Origin of the sequence: Chryseobacterium sp. CCNWLW53 (assembly GCF_037083525.1) — a bacterium.
Classification (GTDB): Bacteria; Bacteroidota; Bacteroidia; order Flavobacteriales; family Weeksellaceae; genus Chryseobacterium; species Chryseobacterium lathyri.
On record NZ_JBAOJR010000005.1, the window covers coordinates 172,245 to 191,294 of the forward strand.

Below are 19,050 nucleotides of genomic sequence, written 5' to 3' on the forward strand. Positions count from 1 at the left end.
ATTATATATTATTTGCTACAACGTCTGTATTGATTGTGCTCATCATAGCCTGAAATGCATCATTATAAGCACTGTGGCCACTTCCAATGGTCTTTATACCAAGCCCTTCATTGTCTTCAATATATCCGTAAATTTCATGTTGTTCATTTAAAGCACGGGGAACACCTCCGGTAAGGCCTCCGGCTCCTGCAAGTAAATTCAATCCGGGAATTCCTGAAAACGCTAATGTGGAGAGTAGGCCTTCTCTATTGTTTTGCAATCCATTAAGAATGTCATTACTTGTACTATAATTAATAATATTTGAGGTTGACTTTACAGCTCCTTTTTCATCAAGATAATTTAAGGTATTTTGATGAACACCTCTTGTATTAAAGGTATACCCCGGAAGCCCTGTATAGTACGAGGCCATTGCACTGTTTCCTCCTCCTAAGGAATGTCCTGTAAATTTCACATTTCCATTGGTTGCATAATCCATTTTCTCAGCAAGGCTTCTGGTTTTTTCTATTTGAGGAGTAGCAAAGCCAAAGGCCTGTCCTCCATCTTCAATAAACCAGTCATGATAGAATTGCATCCCTTTCGGCTCTGAACCTCTAAACGCTACAAAAAAATCTCCTGTTTCTTTGTTATGGTATAAGGATGCATAAAAACCATTGTCATTATTTGTATTAAAATCTTCTTTCTTCAATACTCCCGGTCCAAACAATTCGTCTAATTTACCCTGATCATCTGTATTAATGCGGGTATATCCATCTATTGTTGTATTATTTCCGTCTTTATCCTTATATCCATCTTCATAAGAATTTTGTGCCATCTGGCTGGCTGTACTTGCTTCCTGAAGCTGAGCAATGGGTAGATGAAAAGTAACCTCTCCTCCTATGAAACAATGTAAACTGGAATTTTGCAGTAAAGGTTTTTTATTTTCAATTCTTACTTTTGGATGGGTATTTTTCCAATCGCTTCCTTTGCATAAAAATGAGCAGATATTCAGGCAGTCATCAATAAGGGCACTTCCTGCCCAGGCTGCTGCAGCCAAAACCAAAAGTCCGCCGGAAAAAGCTGCTGCTACAGCAACTCCAGCTAAAGCTCCGGCTATCATCATTTCAGGACAAATAAAATTGTCTTTAAAACGGTCATCCTCCGTAGCCATTAGTTTGGCCCCTTTTTTCAAGTTTACCGAAGACTGGGAACTGACTCCAATTCCTATCAACCTTCTGCCTTTACTACAGATAAGCGGAGTGCCTTGTGCGATATATAATTGACTCATAGTGATCGTGAATTAATTGTTACTTTTTATTTAACCTTATATGATATCTGCAGACATATATCATTTTTTCATTAAGCTCTTCCTTCACGTGAAATATGACTTCTGACAGTACCGAATCCTGATTATAGATGTATTCTCCTTCTATTGCATACTTGTATTCCAAAGCATTAACCAAGGTCTTCTGATACTTTTCTTTGTATACATTTTCAAACCGGGATTGGCTTTCCTTACTTTTTCCTTCCAGCTTTACCGTATATCCTCCTTCTTCGTTTCCATAAATTCTGTAGGCAGAGCTGTAATTCAACTCTTCTCCGGGAAAAAGCGTTGATAAAGTGGTTCTTACAGGAATCTCATCTGTAAAACTTCCTCCTGCGAATACCGGTAAAGGGTAAAACATAATCTGGTACAATAAATTCCGCCCAATATTACGGTCTATGTTATTAAACTCTTTATCATAAATCTGAATAAAAGTTTTATAACTCTCTTTTACCAGTTCAAAGAAATGTAAGTCTTTTTTTATCCCCTCCCATTTACTTAAAATTTCATTTTTGTTGGTGACTTCATTAATGCTTTTATCCGTATTCAAAGATAATTCTACTACCTCTGTTGCCTTATTTATTTTTTCAAGAATTTCATAAAAAGGCTGCATCTGGCCGTCTGACTGAATATACCGCTGGGTAGAAGACTCCACAGTGATGTGGTTGTATTCACCCGGTAATAGGATCCAGTCCTGCTCTATTTCTGTCTGGTTGGCTTTTCCTGTACCTAATGTAAGATAGGATTTTATATTGATATGATATTCTGCTTTTTTATACCAGGCATATTTAAATCCTGATAAGTCATTATTTTCTTCATTATTCGGTTCCAATGTCATGCCTTGCTAAGTTTTAGAATAAATTACCCAACACTAGTTAATATCAACTTTACTTCCGGTAATAAAAAGATCTCCTGTTGCATTGATTGAAGTGATCGATTTACTGTGAATGCTCAGCTTATCCTGTGTTACTAGTAAAGCATTCTGTAACGAATTCAAATCCAGCATTCCTTCTTTGGCAGAAATAGTGATTCCTTCTTTGGTGATGGTTATGCTGTTTTCGCCTACTTTTAATTCAATTTTTGTTTTTCCTTCCACCGATATGTTTCCGCTGGCATCCATTTTTAAAACCGAATTAGCCGCTCCGCCGTCTTTTCCGCCTACATTAATAGAACTCGTACTTCCGGCATTGACCGTATTATTGTTCCCTACGTTGACAGTTTTATTATTATTGGCATTGGTCTGGGCATTTCCTGCCCCATCAAATTTCATATTGGCACCGCCCTGATCGGTCAGAAAAACAGAACCTTCACCATCATTCAATTCTAATTTATTTCCGCTTCTGCTGCTTAAACTTTTTATGTTATTACCGGTTCCGCCTCCGCCTCCGATTCCGCCATGGAACATTCCTCCCATAACAAACGGACGGTCCGGGTGCTGATGCACAAAATTGACAATGACCTGGTCCCCAACTTCCGGAACAGCCATAAATCCTCTGTTTTTACTTACTTTGTCACTGCTTCCTGCATCCGGAGTCATCACACGTACAAATTCTGTAGTATCCGGCCCACCCTGCCAGTCAAACTGAACTTTTACCCTTCCCTGGTTTAAAGGATCGATATTGGAAATAACCTTTGCAAATTGCGGTTCTGCTTTCGGAGTTTCAAATTCCGGACGGGGAATAAACCCAGTATCTGCAGCAATAGCTTCAAAATTCCCGTCATAATAGCCTCTTGCATTGACTTCATGGGTAACTTCCACGATCATTAATTTGGTAAAATAAGAGGTATCGTTAGTATCTGTTTTACGCATTTCAATATCTGCCGTACATCCGGGATATAAAAACGGAACCGTTGTAGATCCTGAAGTAATGAAAACCTCCGATGCCTTGCTGCCTGCTGTTCCTTTCTGGGAGGCGTCAATATCCATAAATGATGTGGCTTTAATAGGCGCTACCCGTAAAGAAGGTGTTTTAAAGGTTCTTTCTGATATTTCGTAAGCACGTTTGGCAATATCCGAAGTATGATTGATCTTCGAGCTTCCTGTAACGAGTTTCTCATTTTTACTGCTGTTATAGCCATAAAAACTTGGGCTTACATGCTGAGCTTTCATCCTTATCGCAATATCACTTACACTGCTTCCGTAGGTAAGTTTAACAGGTTTTTCCTGTGGTGGAAGCTTTCCGAAATGCAGAACTTCACCATCATAATAAAACTGTTCGCCGTAGGCTTCAGCAATTCTTGCCAGATAGTTGTAATGAGTTTCTTCATACTGAGAGCTGTAAGGAACGTTTCCATGCTGGGCATCTACCCTGAAATCGAACTTGTTCTGTCCTAATCCCTCTCTGATGACATGATCAGCAATACTGTTCAAGCTCACTTCCTGCCCGCCCCCGAAGCTCTGAATGTGGGGTGCAGCATCCAACAGCACGGTCGGACTGAATCCTTTAAGGACAATATTTCCAAGGCTTCCTTTTTCCTGACTGAATCCTACTTCTGTAATAACCCCCACAAAGTTACGTTCAGGTCCCTGTTCGATATCTTTATATTTAAATACTACTGTAATTCTTTTTCCTAAAAAGCCCTGTGCTTCCTGTAAATTATGGTTTTCTGCACCCCCTAAAGTATCATGGGCGAGAATAAGGCTGAATTCGTGGTGCTTTGAAGCACTCTGAACCAGTTTAAAATGTTTGAAGTGCCTGATTACCTGGCCCTCCACTACAATATCAAGCATGACAACTCGGTTAATTCCTGCAATAATGCTTTCCGGGATAGCCTGTGCGTTATGTATTTTGGAAGTGGGCTGTTTGGACCATACCTTGTTTTCGATGACGGATGGATGATTGGGAACCATAGTTTGGTTCATAAACATTTTAGTGTTCTGGGAAGAACCTGAATAAATGTTCTGTGCGTTTTTTGCAGATTTTTTGATGGCTTCATCTGCTTTCTGAAGCTTAGCATCTACTTTTTGTACAGCAATATCTTCAGCATTGTTAAGCTGTTCTGCTGCTGTATCTTCTATACTTCCTTTCGGGCCCTGTACTTTTATCGGTTGATCATCTTTAAACATAATAAGTGTTTTGTTTAAATTATAATAAATTCTGAATAGCTTCCAGCAATACGGAGGCAGCTTCCAATCCTTACGTAACGCTTATCATAAGGTTCCGAAGGACCATTTTGGACGTGATTTGTCCAAATATGGCAAAAACAGAATAGTATATTCTTGCGAATACACTATTCTGTACCAATTTATTTTTACTAAGATGATTGTTCAGGATTAATGACCTGATGCAGGCCACATTCCGCGGTACTCGGAGTTACCTAACGTGATAACTTCTGCACTCACGACGAAGCTGATGAGCATACTGTTTTCGTCTACAGCGTCGAAGTCTACTTCATGCTGGATCACATATCCGTTTTCCCACTTCAATGTAGTCAGTGTACCTTCTTCGTGAGATTTGTTGAAAGTAACTTCACCTGTAGTAGGCTTATACTTTCCGTTCAGTAAGCTTTCAAGGATGTCCGATTTTTCAGTAGCTTCTACTGTAACTTTGATCAGTGCATTGGAAGGGTCTGATGCTACACGTCCTGATACGTCCGTAGATCTTGATACGCTGTAGTTAAGCTTTAATAGCTTCTGACCTTCTCCTCCGTTGAATTTTAAGATTCCTCTTGAATTTGCTGCCATGATTTGTAAATTTTAATCGTTAATATTTTGTGATTTGGTGATTGATTGTATAACAAATATATAACGTCCTATTTTGATAAAAAAGCTTTTGGATATAAATCTGAAATTTTGTAGTAATTCTACGATTTGATGTAGTAATTCTACGATAATAGACTTAAAACAAAACATAAACAACTGATTTAAAACAATTTAAAATAAATAAAAAACAACATTTACAACATTAATTTTACACTTAAAAGAGAAATATTAAGAGTTTTTAAGAACATTAGCAGGTTTTTAAAAAGGATTAAATTAATCTATTAACAAAAAAAACCGTTACTAAAAGTTACGGTTTTAAGAATTATAATGTGCACAGATTTATTGCTGCTGTACACGGCTTCCTTCTTTTATAGAACGGGAAAGAATTTTATTTTTTTTCAAAAGAAAATCCGGCATAAGGTCGGTAGGAAGATAAAGAGGACTCTCCCCTTTTTTCTGCAGTTCTTCAACGATTCCGGGATTCCAGGCAAGAATTTCATTCATTTCCACATCCAGCTCATCAGCAATGACATCCAGATTGAATCCTGCATTAATTTCGGTTTCCTGAAGAGGTGCAGCACTGTTTCTGCCGCTTCCCCCTTCTGTAAAGAAAATTTTGTTGAGTCTTGAAGAATTATAGTTATTCAAAACACTTTCCAGCTCGCCGGTTGCGTAGCAAGCATTCAGGTATTTTTTAACGTGATTGATTGTTTCACCGGGAAGGTATTTAGAAAACACATGGTATTGTGTTGAACCTGCATTCTGCATCGCTTTGGCAATATTTCCTTCGCCACAGTTATAAGCTGCGACAACCGTAATCCAGTCGCCATACTTTCTGTAAAGATTGGCCAGGGAAATTACAGCTGTTTTTGTACTTTTATACACATCCGTCCGGTTTTGTTCTGTAAGTCCGTACTGGTTGGCATGGGAGGTCATAAATTGCCATATGCCCACTGCTCCGGCTCCTGAGGTTATATTTCTGTTGAAATGCGACTCAATCAGGGCCAGGTTTCTCAAATGTCTGGGCAGTCCTTTCTGTACCAATGAATATTCAATAAATTCAACGATTTCCTTGTTCGCATTGATAATATTATTGTACTTTTTCACGCTGCTTTCAGAAGTATCGGAAGCCGCAAGAAACTGTCCGTTCACTGTTACAAAAGTCCCTGCAAGCAACAGTCCTGTAAAAATGGTTTTGAATACAGTTTTCATTTTAATTCCTTATGGTTATTGACAAAGAAGCTGTCAGGCAAATTATTTATCCAAACAGGCTTCCTTTATAATTTTTTAATCTACTTTCCAGCTTAGCTTTTCTTCTTCATTATTCCAGTCTACATGGATGGTCTGCCCGGATTTCACTTCTTCTCTTACGATCATTTTAGAAATCGGTCTTGCCAGCTGTGCACGGATTACTCCGGAGATCTGTCTTGCCCCGTATTTGCTGCTGAAGCCTCCCAATGCAAGGTTCTTCACAGCCTCGTCGCTGATCTTTAAGGTCATTCCCAATCTTGTCAGTGAGGAATGAAGTGATTTCAGCTGGATATTGAAAATTCTTTCTGCAATAGATTCTGTGATCGGTGCAAAAGGAATAATCTCTGTGATCCTGGCTAAGAACTCCGGTCTGAACCTCCCTGAATTGGACATAATCTGCATCAGTGTGGATGATTCCGGAACTTTTCCTTCTTCAAACTGTTTTACAATCTCTTCACTTCCGATGTTTGAAGTGAAAAGGATCAGGGCATTGCTGAAGTCACCTTCTTTTCCCAGTTTATCGTGAACTTTTCCTTCATCCATGATCTGTAGGAATACATCAAAAACGGAATGGTGGGCTTTTTCAATTTCATCAAATAAGACAACGGTATAAGGCTGCTGTCTTATTTTATTAACCAGCATTCCTCCTTCTTCATACCCTACATAACCCGGAGGCGCTCCATACAGTAATGCTGCGGAATGTTCTTCTTTAAATTCGGACATATCAAAACGTACCATGGCTTTCTCATCATTGAAGAGGAGCTCTGCCATAGATTTTGCTAACTCGGTTTTCCCTGTACCGGTAGGTCCCAGAAGGAAGAATGACCCGATAGGCTGTCCCGGCTTGTTCAGTCCGCTTCGGTTTTCAACAATGGCGTCTGACAGGATCTTTAAAGCATGATCCTGACCTACTACCCTGTTCAGCAGAAGAGATTCCATATTCAGGAGCTTTTCTTTTTCCTGAGCTTGAATCTTGCCTATTGGAATATTTGTTTTTGCCGCCATTACTGCTGCCAGTTCCAGACGGTCTACTTTTTCTCTTTTTACAGCTGCATGCTGTAAAAGCTCTGCATAGGTATCATCAATGATCTTGTGGATCTGATCAACAGGCATGGAATTGTCGATAACCGGCTGTTCGTTTAATGATCCCCAAAGAATAGGACTTATTTTATCTCTCAGGAGGTTATAATTCCAGATTAGCTCATTAGCCTGGTCTTTGCTGTCGGTAAATTCTTCCTTTAAAATGGCCTCGTAAGTTTCTTTCCAGTCTGCCAGTTCTTTTTCTGAAAGTTCATCCAGCATTTTAATGGCGGCCATGGTACGGTCCAGCAAATCAATGGCTGCATCGGGCAGTTTTTTGCCTTTTGCATATCTTTTTGCCAAACGTACACACTCGGGAATGGAGTTTTTTTCTACTTCGATGCCATGATGTTTTTTGTAGCCGTCGAGAAGGACATCTATCATTTTCACACAGGTCTGCTCATCCGGCTCATTGACTGTCAGAACTTCAAAACGACGGTTGAAAGCCTGTTCCGGTTCAATGATCTTTCTGTATTCTTCTTGTGTTGTGGCTCCTATTACGGTAATTTCACCTCTTGCCAGTTCAGGCTTAAGGAGGTTGGCCACATTTCCAATGCTTCCTTTCGGATCAAGAAGGGTATGAATTTCATCAATAAAAAGGACCGCTTTTTCGATTTTTTTACATTCAGTGATGACTTTTTTCAGTCGGTCTTCAATTTCACCTTTATAAGAAGTTCCAGCTAATAATGCTCCGGTGTCAAGTTCGAGAAGGGTTGCATTTTTTAACATTTCAGGAACATTTCCTTTGGTGATTTCTATGGCAAAACCTTCTACTAAAGCTGTTTTTCCTACACCCGGCTCGCCAATGATAATAACATTCGGCTTGCTTCTTCGGCAAAGGATCTCAACAAGCATTCTGAGCTCTTTATCTCTTCCTATGATGTTTTCAAGGTCGCCTTTTCTGGCCTGTGCCGTTCTGTCTACACAGTAGCTTTTGATTGACGGGAATGAGGAGTCTGTAAAATCTGACCCGTTTGAAAAAAGTGATGAAAAATCACCGTCTTCGGATACAGCGAAAGGGGTATCTTTTCTATATAAGTTGAAAATTTCATGTTCTCTCAGGGGAAGCGACTTCAGCTGCTGCAGTGAAAAAACGACCTGAGGTTTTACGATAGCGGTAAGAATACAGATGGGCGTGATCTCGTCCAGTCCCAATTTTAAGCGTATATCGTCTGCTTCTTCTGTAAGGGTATCTACAGCTTCATCCTGACGTACTTCATCCGGAAGATGGGCTGTTTTTGGATAATCTTCAATGCGGACGTCTGCCCATTCATAAAAGTAGCCGGGATCTTTATCAATACTTTTAAGGAATTCATTGAGGCCGATATCTTTATGCATCAAGGCCTGCAGAATGTGCGGACCGCCGTATGTAGCATTATAGTTTTCCTTTGCTATTGACTGAGCAATATGAAATAGCTGTTTTACTGTTTCGTTGGTTACTAGTACTCCCATTATAATTTTCTAATATTAATATGTTGTGTTTCTTTTAATTTTTTAGATTATTTGGTGCAATCTGTCAAAATATACCTTTTACAAATATATCTTTTTTATATAAAATGTATGTTGGATAAAGATAGTTAATTCTTTGATTAGAGATGTAATAAGTTTTCTGGTAATGAAATCAAATATTTCTGAAATTCCGCTAACATTTTATGTTCGTTGAAATTATTTTTTTTGCGACATTCTGTTTTATTCATATTGCTGTATGCCTGTCAATATAAAAGTACCCAGCTAATACTTTAAGCAAAAAGACCGTCTTTAGAGGACGATCTTTTTTATGAATGTTGATGTGTAATAGTGTGTCTTCGTTATATGGCTGCAACCCGGTGATCATCTGTATTGTAATTTCAACAACTTCTGTTATTTTTTGTCATTGAACATTATGAGCTCTGAATTCCCTGCCATAACCGTAAATTTTTTCACTATTAATATTTTGTGATGTGGTGTTTGTTTAACAAATATATAGAGCTTATTTCTATTCTAAAAATATTTCGATATAAATTTCACATTTTGTAGTAATTCTACGACTTTGGATTTAAGAATCACTGCCAGAAGTCACCAGGGCACTGTTTGCAACTTTTGGGCTGTAGAGAAAAAAGAGAGATTTTACACTTAAATGAGAAATAGAGAAGTTTTCGGGTTCTGTTTTTGAGTTCTAAAATGGGAGTTTGTGAACCTGTTGTTTAAAAAAATTAAGGAAAATATAATTTTTTAGACACAAAAAAAGCAGAAGTTATACTCCTGCTTTTGATATGATATTATTAAAATGATTAATGTTTTGTGTATTCCGGCTCCTCAATGGTCTGAGTGGTCGGCATAAAGTACTCATTAAGCCAGTAGAAGGTTTGTCCATTCTGCTGGATTTTCACTGCCGGATTGCTTCTGTGAGAAAGCATATGTTCTGCAAGATTCTTATAATTCTTGAAATATGCTCTTACTGTTTCTTTTAAAACAATTTTAGATTTTTTCCAGCCTTTCAGCTTGTATTTTGACATCAGCTCATCTTCAGAATTATCAAAACCGGTACTTAAACCGACTGCGTAAGCCATTGGTTTTTCATACAGTTCAGATTTATCCAGGAATGTTAAGGTAGGATTATATTTTTTCAGAAGTTTGATATACTCCTTAATGGCCCTTGACTGGCTAAAATCCGCTCTTTCAGGTTCGGTCTTATGATAGACTTCGGTATAGAAGTTCTTTAAGTTATCATATTCCGTTTCAGAGATAAGAATCCCTTTTTCTATGCCCGGTTTGTATTCTTTCAAATTTTTCGGGATATATCCTTTTACAAGGAACGGGTTTCCATAATTGATCAGCTGTGCTGCAATTCCTGCAGAAACCGGATTGGTAAGACCTGGGAAGAGATATTTATATTTCAGATCTACATCTGTTCTTCCCGCTCCTACCGAGGAGTGGAAATACTCATTCAGGGATTTATCAATCGTTTCGTTGTCTAAAGTTACCTGCGCAATAAGGCTGTCCACAGATTTTTTCAGGTATCCAGGTGTTGCAACATCGCCTTTTTTAGGGAAGATGACAAATCCCTGGGACATACTCTGCTTAGGATAATCCAGTGAGAAGAACCCGGCATCGCCTTCCACAAGGTTAAAGTTATTTTTGGTAAGAACATCACTCTGGTTGATGATTTTCTGTTTTTTCAGTTCAGCAATATTTTTAGCAGTATTGGTCACTACATTTTCAGACATCAATACAAAATCGTTGTAGGTATCGGATGATCTTGCACTGGTCTGAAACATAATCACCCTGGCCTGTGCCTGTGTAAGGGAGCTGATCACGTTGTACATGTTTCCACTTTGGTCGGCAGAAGTTCCTACTGTTACGACAATATTGGTTTCATCCGGAACATTAGAGAGTAGGTTTCCAGCAGCAGAAAGCGCTTCGCCAACCGGCTGATATCCGCTGTTGCTTGCACAATTCATTTCATTGGTTTTTTCATCAATGAACTTTGTAATTTTACTGTAATCTGTACTTAAATTAGAAGTCATGACATTTTCTCCACACGGATTGTTCTTATATAAAACAACGCCGTATTTTACGCCATTGAAATAAGACGGCTTTTCAAATCTAAGCTGCAGATCCTGAAGAAGAGATTTAACGATCGGGGCATACGGAGCATTCGGAGCACTTACATCCAGAGCAAAAACGATGTTGATATTTTTATCTCTTTCCGTGATTTCTCTGTAACGGTCAAAATAAATCTCTTCTCCCAAAACATTGAATACATAATTTTTACTGTAATCTAAAATATTGGTGAAGTATTTCGTTTTGGAGTCCGGTGTGGGAGCTTCATTTAATGCTAAATTTACCGGATAAATATTCTCAAGAGGTGTTCTCTTATTGGTATCCGTAAGAAGAATTGCGGTTCTGCTTTCTGCGTCTGCTGCACCAGGATATCCTTCATGTATTCCTAACGCAGACTCTGTAACTTGCGTATCATTTTTGAGTTTTACGGCAGAACGCTCACCCCATGCAGAGATTACGTTGGCATTTACCCATCCGTATAAACTGGTGCCGATACTGTCTATATCAACAGAAGGCTTTTTACCTACCAGAAAACGTTTATTATTTTCGGCCTGTTTGTAAACATATACCATCTGTCCGTTTGGAATTTTGACCTTGGCTTCTTCTATAAGGCTTGGAGAATTGAATACCATAATGGAATCATTCTTATAGTATCTTTCTGCACTTCTGATGACTTCGCTGTGATTCGGGACTACAGCAACTCTTACAGGGAAACCTGTTTTTTCGCTTTTCAAAGAATTGTTCCATAAAAGAAGATCGGATTCCGGGATCCAGCCATAGGTTTTAATGGATTTTGATGAAACCTTTTTCATCAGGGCATCGGGAACGTATTCCGCTACTTTTACCATTCCGTCTCTATGTTTCAGAACCATTAAAGGCTCAAGAAACTTAACTTCTTTGTAAGATTTTTCGTCACTTTTATCAAGATAGGCCGTATTTCTGGACCTGTCTGAAATAACGATCCACGGGACCGACTTTTTTGGATATCCGTTCACTACCGGCGAATTGTCTACCTGCCCGTATTGTGACGGTTCAGGAGTTCTTTTAGACGGCAGCTTGACCTGGCAGCTTGCCAACAATACTGATAATCCTATGTAATATGCTGCTAGAGGAAATTTATTTTTCATCCTATTTTATTTTAATGATTGGTGTATCCGGGTGCCGGACTCTATTATTTGCTTTGGTTTATATCTACCTTCGTTACACAGTTCTGCTTATCATCTAAGTTCACTTTTACACTTTGGATGACAACGTTTTTGTCAAACTGAAGCCCTGCACAGTACATATAGAAGTTATTCGCTTTACTGTCGCTTACTTTCACTACCGTGTTTTCGTTGTTGCAGAGATAGGTTCTCAACAGGTAGTTATAATGCATATTAAAACTGTTCCCGTTGGCAATCTGCTGTAGGTGATATTTGAAGTCATCATCAACCTTTTTATAGGAATCTTCTACAGGTATTTCATCTTCCTGCAAAGAGTTGTAAGCCGGAAGAATTTTGATAAGGTGGTAAATAGGTTCCTGACTTTCCTCTGTGAATAATGCCACACGGTAATCTCCCGGTTTTTTATAAGAATAAATGGCCATCTTCTCTTTAGCATCTATATTGCCTGTTTCGCCAAACTTCCATGCAAACTGTGTAGCCTCCGAAACTGCACGGAACTGTACATTTTCGTTCTGCATTGCCTGTGCAGGAGCTTCAATAACGGTACTGATCTTCGCACTGTCTTGTGGCTTCTGGTATCTGGCCGAAACCATTACAGGGAAAGTCTTGCTATATTTGTTATCAATAATCAAGCTTACCGAATAATAGCCCGGTTTATTATAAAAGTGTATTCCGGTACTTTTGTCTGAAGTTGTTCCGTCCCCAAAATTCCATCTCTTGGTTTTTGCGAACTGGGTTTTATCCTCAAATAAAAGGGTATCTCCTACAGAGAGTGATGAAGGATAGACTACTCCTACAATATCATCGGAAGAATGGATTACCTTTTTCTGCAGCCATAACGCAATGAGTGCCGCAATAAGCAGCGTTGCGATAACACCAATAATAATGTTCTTTTTGTTTTTTTGAAAATAATTCATAGTTAAGTGATTGTGATGTGTTTATTCCTTTAATGTTTATTTCTTTTACTGGGTTCTTGCCCTTAGCGCATTTTCTCTTTCATAAAGGCGGTTTTGTTTATCTTTAAAACCGATTCTGCAGTCTTCCACTTCTTTTTCGAATCTTTTTACATCTTCTGTAGTGGTAGAAATAACTTTTTTGTCCTCAAAATACATTTTGTAGAATTTAGCGATCTGCGGATATGCATCTTTACGGATATCCATGATATTGCTATTACCTTGAAAATGACTCGCAAGGCCGTTAATTCCATTAAAAATATTGTTTTCGGCGAAAGGTTCCGGGGATTTGTCTGCAATTCTACTGATGAGAACATAGGTACTGTCCATTTCGGGTTGTAAGATTTTTTGCTGGCTTTCGAATGCTGCCTTCTGCTCCAGACTTTGTATTCCCCTTACATCTTCTTCCGAAAATGGGGAATCGTAACCTTTTAAAAAGATAATTCCGAAGAATATCATAGCTGCTAAAAGCATCAGTATTAAATAAAAAAACTGATAATGCCTTTCTTTCTTAGATAATGTAATAGATCCCTGCATATGCTTTATTTTTTTATTATCTTCTTCTTCCTCCTGTAAAATTCCTTGTAGGATCTTTTTTAAGCTGGCCGTTGGCCCTTCCTACTTTTGCTATACATTCCTCAAGATCCCTGAGGACAATCTTTTTCTGCGATTCTACTCCTATAATATCATTCTTCAATTTCAGCATAGGCTCTATCTGTTTCATCAGAACGGCATAATGCTTGAAATTATCAGCACTGTCTTTGCCCATAATGTTTTTCGCCTCCATCACATCATCCATAATTCTGGTTCTGAGGAAAACATCATTTTCTACCTTATTGATGTTAAGCTGGTTCATCTGGTCATATATTTTATCTACATGATCCCTGAGAACGTCACCCCTCATCATAAGTTCCTTATAGGCATCAGCTTCTCGCACGATTCCTTCCCGTTGTATACTGTAGCTTTTAAAAAAGAAGAATAAACACAGAAAAGATACCACCGACAAAACGGTGAAAGACAGAATAAACTTCCAAATGCCTGCTCTGACATCAGATTTGTTTAGTTTTTTTTCCCTGTTAGAAGACATATGTTTGTGATTTGTTTGGCCTGTGAAAATATAAAAAAAAAAATTTATGCACAATACGTATTTTCCCTAATGTAATTTCGTGAAAACCCTAATTAAGTTAAGATTAATTTTACCTTTCATAAGTTTTTCCTAAATTAGGCCTCTGAATTTTAAATATCAAATACCAAATCGATATTAAAAGTGAGTAAATTATTATCAAACACAGTCCGGTTTTCTATAGCTGACAGTGACTTCTACTTTAAGAAGATCATGATCAAAACACTTATGGAAAACCCTTTCTATATGCTTCTGAATGACTGTAATAACGGCCATGAACTTGTGAACAGGATTTACAGGAGACAGGAAGATGTGTTTATCATAGAACTGTTTATGCCGGTATTAAGCGGGATAGAGGCTATAAAATACATCAGGAAAAACAATACGGAAACTCCTATTGTAACGTATTCCAGCACCTACCAGGAGGATATGGCTGAAATCCTTTCCAAAATCCCGAATATCTATTATTGTCAGAAAAAGAGCACTATTATAAAAGATCTCATTAAAGGAAGTATTGCATCTGACGGCTTTGATTACGAAAAGTACTCTAAGGAATGGGAACAGCAGCCGCTGGCAGTACAGAATTACATGGAAAGGCAGAAGAAGGGCCAGGAAGAACTGAGCCCCACCGAAATACAGCTTATGAAATTCTGCTACGAAGGCTACAGCAACAAGGAAATTGCTGAAAAACTGAATCTTAGCACGCGTACAATTGATACTTATATTAACAGGCTTACGGAAAAGCTGGGGCTAAAAACAAAGCTGCATCTTATCCGTTTCTGCGTGGAAAATGGTTACTACAATTCCAGCATGTAGAAAGATTTAACGTAATATTAATATAGAGTAAACATAAAAACTCCAACTCTTTAAGCAAAAATATTTTGCCACTAATTTGCTAGTATTCAATTTTTTTAACTAAATTTGCACACCTAAAATTTAAAATTAAAAAAGGAAATGACAAAGGCAGAATTGGTAAACACCATCTCAAATAAGTTGGGAACAGAAAAGAATGAAACACAGAAAGTTGTAGAAGCTTTTATGCAGGAGATCAGGACTTCTATGTATAATGGGGATAACGTTTATCTGAGAGGTTTTGGATCTTTTATCATTAAAACAAGAGCTGCTAAAACAGGAAGAAATATTTCTAAGAACACTGCAATTGAAATTCCTGCTCATAACATTCCTGCTTTCAAACCTTCAAAATCTTTTGTAGAGAAAGTAAAAACAAAAGTCGCAGTAAAATAAAAATTAACTGAATATTAACTAGTTACTAAAAAATTAAAATTATGCCAAGCGGAAAGAAAAGAAAAAGACACAAGGTTGCAACTCACAAAAGAAAGAAAAGAAGAAGAGCAAACAGACATAAGAAAAAATAATCTCTTTTTTTCGAGGTTTACAATATAATAATATAGTTGGTGGTTTTATTTATTTAGAGTTCACCGACTATATTTTTGTTTGCAACTATAAGATTCTCAAGGAAAAAAAAGGCTTTTGCAGATATTTTTAAAAAGATAGAGCAATTTCATTCTAAATTCTTATATTTAAAATTATTTATTTGCTAAAAAATACGCCAGTTTCCTATAATCTTAATAAATTTTTATCTTATACAAAATGAAGAAAGAACTAATAGTTTCGCATGAAGATGATCTTACAAAGATTGCACTACTGGAAGACGGAAGACTATGTGAACTTCATGAGCAAGAGGACAAAAGCGAATTTATAGTTGGAGATCTGTTTGTAGGAAGAGTAAAAAAACTGGCACCTAACCTGAATGCCGCATTCGTAAATATCGGGTACGATAAGGATGCTTTTTTGCATTATCAGGATCTGGGACCACAGTACCTCACCTACAGAAAGTTTTTAAAAGATACTATTTCTAAAAAGCAGAGCACTTCAAGCTTAAAGAATTTCGAGATACAACCCGAAATAGACAAAAACGGAACCGTAGACAAAGTCATTGCAAAAGATGATCTTGTTCTGCTTCAGATTACTAAAGAACCTATTTCCACTAAAGGTCCGAGGATCTCTACCCAGGTTTCTTTAACAGGACGTTTTCTGGTCCTGATCCCTTTCGACAATAAAGTTTCCATTTCTAAAAAAATCAGGACTACTGAGGAAAAAGAAAGACTGAGAACACTTATTGACAGCATCAAGCCTGAAGGTTTCGGTGTCATCATAAGAACCGTAGCGGAAGGAAAAAAAGTAGCAGACCTTCATAATGATATGAATCAGCTGATCCAAAAATGGGAAAGCACATTCAAAAATATTCAGAAAAGTAAGGTTCCGGCCAGAGTTTTAAGCGAAGAAGACAAAGCTTCAGCTATTTTAAGAGACAATTTCAACCAGGATTTCGTAAGCATCATTTGCGATGATGAGCAGATGGCAGACGAAATGACCAACTACGTGGAGGTCATAGCTCCGGAAAAAAAGAATATTGTCCAGTTTTATAGTTCCCACATTCCTCTTCTCGAATATTACAACGTTGAAAAACAACTCAAACAGAGTTTCGGAAAACACGTTAATATTCCAAGTTCAAAAGGTGCTTACCTTGTTATAGAGCATACAGAAGCACTTCACGTGATTGATGTAAACTCCGGAAATAATATCACAACCGGAGCCTCTGTAAACAAAGAGCACGCTCTGAAGGTAAACAAAATGGCAGCCACCGAGATTGCCAGACAGCTTCGTCTCCGTGATATGGGAGGCATCATTGTAATCGACTTCATCGATATGCAGAATCCTGAACATAGAAGGGATCTGTACGAACATCTGAAAGAAGAAATGAAGCGCGACAAAGCACGTCATAAGATTCTTCCACCGAGCAAATTCGGGCTCATCCAGATTACCAGACAAAGAAACCGCCCGGAAAAACAGATCGAAACCAAAGAAGAAAACCCGAACAAAGACGGAGAAATTATAGCTCCGATTGTAATCGTGGAAAGAATGGAGGAAACCATAAGAAACATTATACAGAAGGATAAAGGAAAACTTTACCTGCATGTACACCCTTTCGTTGAAGCCTACCTTACCAAAGGAATCAAAAGCATCCAGATGAAATGGTTCATCAAGTATAAAAAGTGGGTAACCATCATTCCACGGGATTCTTTCAAATATTTAGAATACAAGATTTACAATTCGAAAAAAGAAGAATTGGTTGGATATTCTAATTAACACAAAATTCTAAACCTCCAGCTTGTCTGGAGGTTTTTTTTATTATTTCCGTTCATAAATATAAGAAACGGCCTCTGATTCTATTGGAGTAATTATATTTAAGACATGCTACACTTTTAGACAATCAATTAAACATATTTAAGACTCAACGTTTTTGTATCAAATTAAAAATCTGACTACATGTAAGTTAAATTCTTGTCATATTTATGTCATAGCTGCTATTTTGCATTAAATCAACTTTCTTGATAAAATTGCAAAACTAAAGGGCAAAACTTTCAGAACTGAAAAAAGTCATTTGGGTTACAGTAGATTAATATAAAATCTTAAATATAAATAATGAAAAAAATTTTATTACTGGGATTACTTATGGTAATTCAAAGTGTATCCGCACAGATTATTTCGTATGACAGCAGTTTTGCATTAAATGGTAAATATTTAATTCCCACCGCCAGTAGTTCTTCCAACACACAGATTATTCAGAACACTGACGGGAGTATTTATTTCACCTATCTCAAAGACAACATTTCAGGAAATCCCGAAACTGCATTATCAAAGCTTACTCCTAGCGGAATTGTTGACTTATCTTTTGGAAATAACGGGGAAACTATAATTCCATACAACTCATATGATACCCAATTGAAAAAACATACCGACGGTAAACTTTTCATAGTATGTCTTTATGATGATGGCACCGCTGTAGCAAAGATTCTCCCTAATGGGCAATTAGACCCGTCTTTCGGTACTAATGGAATAAGCACTATCCCTTATATTGGATCGGATTCAAATACTTTGGGATACGGCTTATATTTACAAAACAATAAACCAATTGTTTATGGGGCAGCTTTTAATAATTTTGGATCACTTTTAGGCTATTCTCTTGTATATAGATTAAATGAAAATGGCACTATTGATAATACCTTTGGTAACAACGGAGCTATCCAAACTGCAGGAGCTAATGTTTTCTTAGACAACCAATCGAATATTATAAGTCTTATCAGTGGCCAAAGTAACCCAACTGGAGCAATAGAAAAATATAATAGTAACGGGCAGCCTTTTACAAGTTTTGGCAACAATGGGGTTCTAGCTTTTCCTTCTTCACCAGGGCTCATTAATGCAGCTTTTATGGACAGCAGTAACAATATTATTTGTTCAAACATTGATAATGAAATTTTCAGGATAAATTCCAATGGAGTTTATGACAGTTCTTTTATATTTGATATCAATGCTTTCCCCTTTACCAGTACAGAGGGTGCTAACCTATCTTTACCAATAACCGAAAAAAATGGCAATTATTATATTTCAGGAATAACTGGTTCTATGATGGAAAAGTTTTTTATTTCCAAACTTACTTCAACCGGGAACATTGACCCTGTTTTCAATTATTATTCTGAAACAACTAATGGATTGGTTTTCATAGGTGATATGATCATAAATGATACTAATATTTTTGCAGTAAGAGGAAATAGTATACTGAAATTCTTGCTAAATAACTCGTTGGCGACTGCAAATACAGCAAAGGATACCTCAGCTTTTTCATTTGAAAATCCTGTTAAGAAAAACCTTGTTTATTCTTCAAAAGAAAAAGTGCTTAAAATAGAGATATATTCTGTTGATGGAAGGCTTATAAAAACCATAAAAGAAAACAATTCAACTGTTTCAGATTTGTCGAAAGGAGTATATGTTGCAAAAATCAGTTTTGAAAATGGAAAAATTATTTCCAGGAAACTTATTAAAGATTAGGATTCAAACTATCTTATAAAATA

General features: G+C 37.4%; 14 protein-coding genes. 4 read left to right on the top strand and 10 right to left on the bottom strand.

The features are described 5' to 3' along the window. Window position 1: 1 nt before the first annotated feature. From V6R96_RS16810 to tssO, 10 genes are all read right to left on the bottom strand, one after another. Window positions 2–1,264 carry a PAAR-like protein gene (locus tag V6R96_RS16810; RefSeq protein ID WP_111955810.1) on the bottom strand — a complete coding sequence of 421 codons (1,263 nt, stop codon included), beginning with the start codon at window positions 1,262–1,264 and terminating at the stop codon, window positions 2–4. 19 nt (window positions 1,265–1,283) lie between these two features. After that, window positions 1,284–2,138 carry a hypothetical protein gene (locus V6R96_RS16815; RefSeq protein ID WP_336379656.1) on the bottom strand — a complete coding sequence of 285 codons (855 nt, stop codon included), beginning with the start codon at window positions 2,136–2,138 and terminating at the stop codon, window positions 1,284–1,286. 33 nt (window positions 2,139–2,171) lie between these two features. Beyond that, entirely contained in the window at window positions 2,172–4,367 is a 2,196-nt protein-coding gene (locus V6R96_RS16820) for a phage baseplate assembly protein V (RefSeq protein WP_336379657.1), read from the bottom strand. Window positions 4,368–4,574: 207 nt separating this feature from the next. Then, on the bottom strand, window positions 4,575–4,985 hold the full coding sequence (tssD, locus tag V6R96_RS16825) for a type VI secretion system tube protein TssD (RefSeq protein WP_174772299.1): 411 nt from the start codon (window positions 4,983–4,985) through the stop codon (window positions 4,575–4,577). A gap of 357 nt (window positions 4,986–5,342) precedes the next feature. Then, entirely contained in the window at window positions 5,343–6,215 is an 873-nt protein-coding gene (locus tag V6R96_RS16830) for a lytic transglycosylase domain-containing protein (RefSeq protein ID WP_336379658.1), read from the bottom strand. A 75-nt stretch (window positions 6,216–6,290) separates the two neighbouring features. Continuing rightward, complete coding sequence (locus V6R96_RS16835; RefSeq protein ID WP_336379659.1) at window positions 6,291–8,786, bottom strand: ATP-dependent Clp protease ATP-binding subunit; 2,496 nt, start codon at window positions 8,784–8,786, stop codon at window positions 6,291–6,293. Window positions 8,787–9,604: 818 nt separating this feature from the next. Beyond that, entirely contained in the window at window positions 9,605–12,004 is a 2,400-nt protein-coding gene (gene tssR / locus V6R96_RS16840; RefSeq protein WP_111955798.1) for a type VI secretion system protein TssR domain-containing protein, read from the bottom strand. 44 nt (window positions 12,005–12,048) lie between these two features. After that, on the bottom strand, window positions 12,049–12,957 hold the full coding sequence (locus V6R96_RS16845) for a PKD domain-containing protein (RefSeq protein ID WP_111955796.1): 909 nt from the start codon (window positions 12,955–12,957) through the stop codon (window positions 12,049–12,051). 45 nt (window positions 12,958–13,002) lie between these two features. Next, window positions 13,003–13,530 carry a type VI secretion system transmembrane protein TssO gene (locus V6R96_RS16850; protein ID WP_223558504.1) on the bottom strand — a complete coding sequence of 176 codons (528 nt, stop codon included), beginning with the start codon at window positions 13,528–13,530 and terminating at the stop codon, window positions 13,003–13,005. 16 nt (window positions 13,531–13,546) lie between these two features. Next, window positions 13,547–14,080, bottom strand: coding sequence for a type VI secretion system TssO (gene tssO, locus V6R96_RS16855; RefSeq protein WP_223558503.1), 534 nt, complete (start codon window positions 14,078–14,080; stop codon window positions 13,547–13,549). Between the two features lie 180 nt (window positions 14,081–14,260). Here tssO and V6R96_RS16860 point away from each other — a divergent pair, with 180 nt between their 5' ends. The 4 genes from V6R96_RS16860 (at window position 14,261) to V6R96_RS16875 (ending at window position 19,027) form a co-directional block, all read left to right on the top strand. Continuing rightward, window positions 14,261–14,932 carry a response regulator transcription factor gene (locus V6R96_RS16860; protein ID WP_111955790.1) on the top strand — a complete coding sequence of 224 codons (672 nt, stop codon included), beginning with the start codon at window positions 14,261–14,263 and terminating at the stop codon, window positions 14,930–14,932. Between the two features lie 138 nt (window positions 14,933–15,070). Further along, on the top strand, window positions 15,071–15,361 hold the full coding sequence (locus V6R96_RS16865) for an HU family DNA-binding protein (protein ID WP_002984212.1): 291 nt from the start codon (window positions 15,071–15,073) through the stop codon (window positions 15,359–15,361). A gap of 366 nt (window positions 15,362–15,727) precedes the next feature. Continuing rightward, window positions 15,728–17,287, top strand: a complete 1,560-nt coding sequence (locus V6R96_RS16870; RefSeq protein WP_111955788.1) for a ribonuclease E/G — start codon at window positions 15,728–15,730, stop codon at window positions 17,285–17,287. Between the two features lie 336 nt (window positions 17,288–17,623). Next, a complete protein-coding gene (locus tag V6R96_RS16875; protein ID WP_336379660.1) occupies window positions 17,624–19,027 on the top strand; it encodes a T9SS type A sorting domain-containing protein in 1,404 nt (467 codons plus the stop codon). Window positions 19,028–19,050: the final 23 nt, after the last annotated feature.

Excerpts from the sequence above, each read along its gene's own strand:
- V6R96_RS16810 (WP_111955810.1), bottom strand. The coding sequence starts at position 1,264 with ATGAGTCAATTATATATCGCACAAGGCACTCCGCTTATCTGTAGTAAA.
- V6R96_RS16815 (WP_336379656.1), bottom strand. The coding sequence starts at position 2,138 with ATGACATTGGAACCGAATAATGAAGAAAATAATGACTTATCAGGATTT.
- V6R96_RS16820 (WP_336379657.1), bottom strand. The coding sequence starts at position 4,367 with ATGTTTAAAGATGATCAACCGATAAAAGTACAGGGCCCGAAAGGAAGT.
- tssD (WP_174772299.1), bottom strand. The coding sequence starts at position 4,985 with ATGGCAGCAAATTCAAGAGGAATCTTAAAATTCAACGGAGGAGAAGGT.
- V6R96_RS16830 (WP_336379658.1), bottom strand. The coding sequence starts at position 6,215 with ATGAAAACTGTATTCAAAACCATTTTTACAGGACTGTTGCTTGCAGGG.
- V6R96_RS16835 (WP_336379659.1), bottom strand. The coding sequence starts at position 8,786 with ATGGGAGTACTAGTAACCAACGAAACAGTAAAACAGCTATTTCATATT.
- tssR (WP_111955798.1), bottom strand. The coding sequence starts at position 12,004 with ATGAAAAATAAATTTCCTCTAGCAGCATATTACATAGGATTATCAGTA.
- V6R96_RS16845 (WP_111955796.1), bottom strand. The coding sequence starts at position 12,957 with ATGAATTATTTTCAAAAAAACAAAAAGAACATTATTATTGGTGTTATC.
- V6R96_RS16850 (WP_223558504.1), bottom strand. The coding sequence starts at position 13,530 with ATGCAGGGATCTATTACATTATCTAAGAAAGAAAGGCATTATCAGTTT.
- tssO (WP_223558503.1), bottom strand. The coding sequence starts at position 14,080 with ATGTCTTCTAACAGGGAAAAAAAACTAAACAAATCTGATGTCAGAGCA.
- V6R96_RS16865 (WP_002984212.1), top strand. The coding sequence starts at position 15,071 with ATGACAAAGGCAGAATTGGTAAACACCATCTCAAATAAGTTGGGAACA.
- V6R96_RS16870 (WP_111955788.1), top strand. The coding sequence starts at position 15,728 with ATGAAGAAAGAACTAATAGTTTCGCATGAAGATGATCTTACAAAGATT.
- V6R96_RS16875 (WP_336379660.1), top strand. The coding sequence starts at position 17,624 with ATGAAAAAAATTTTATTACTGGGATTACTTATGGTAATTCAAAGTGTA.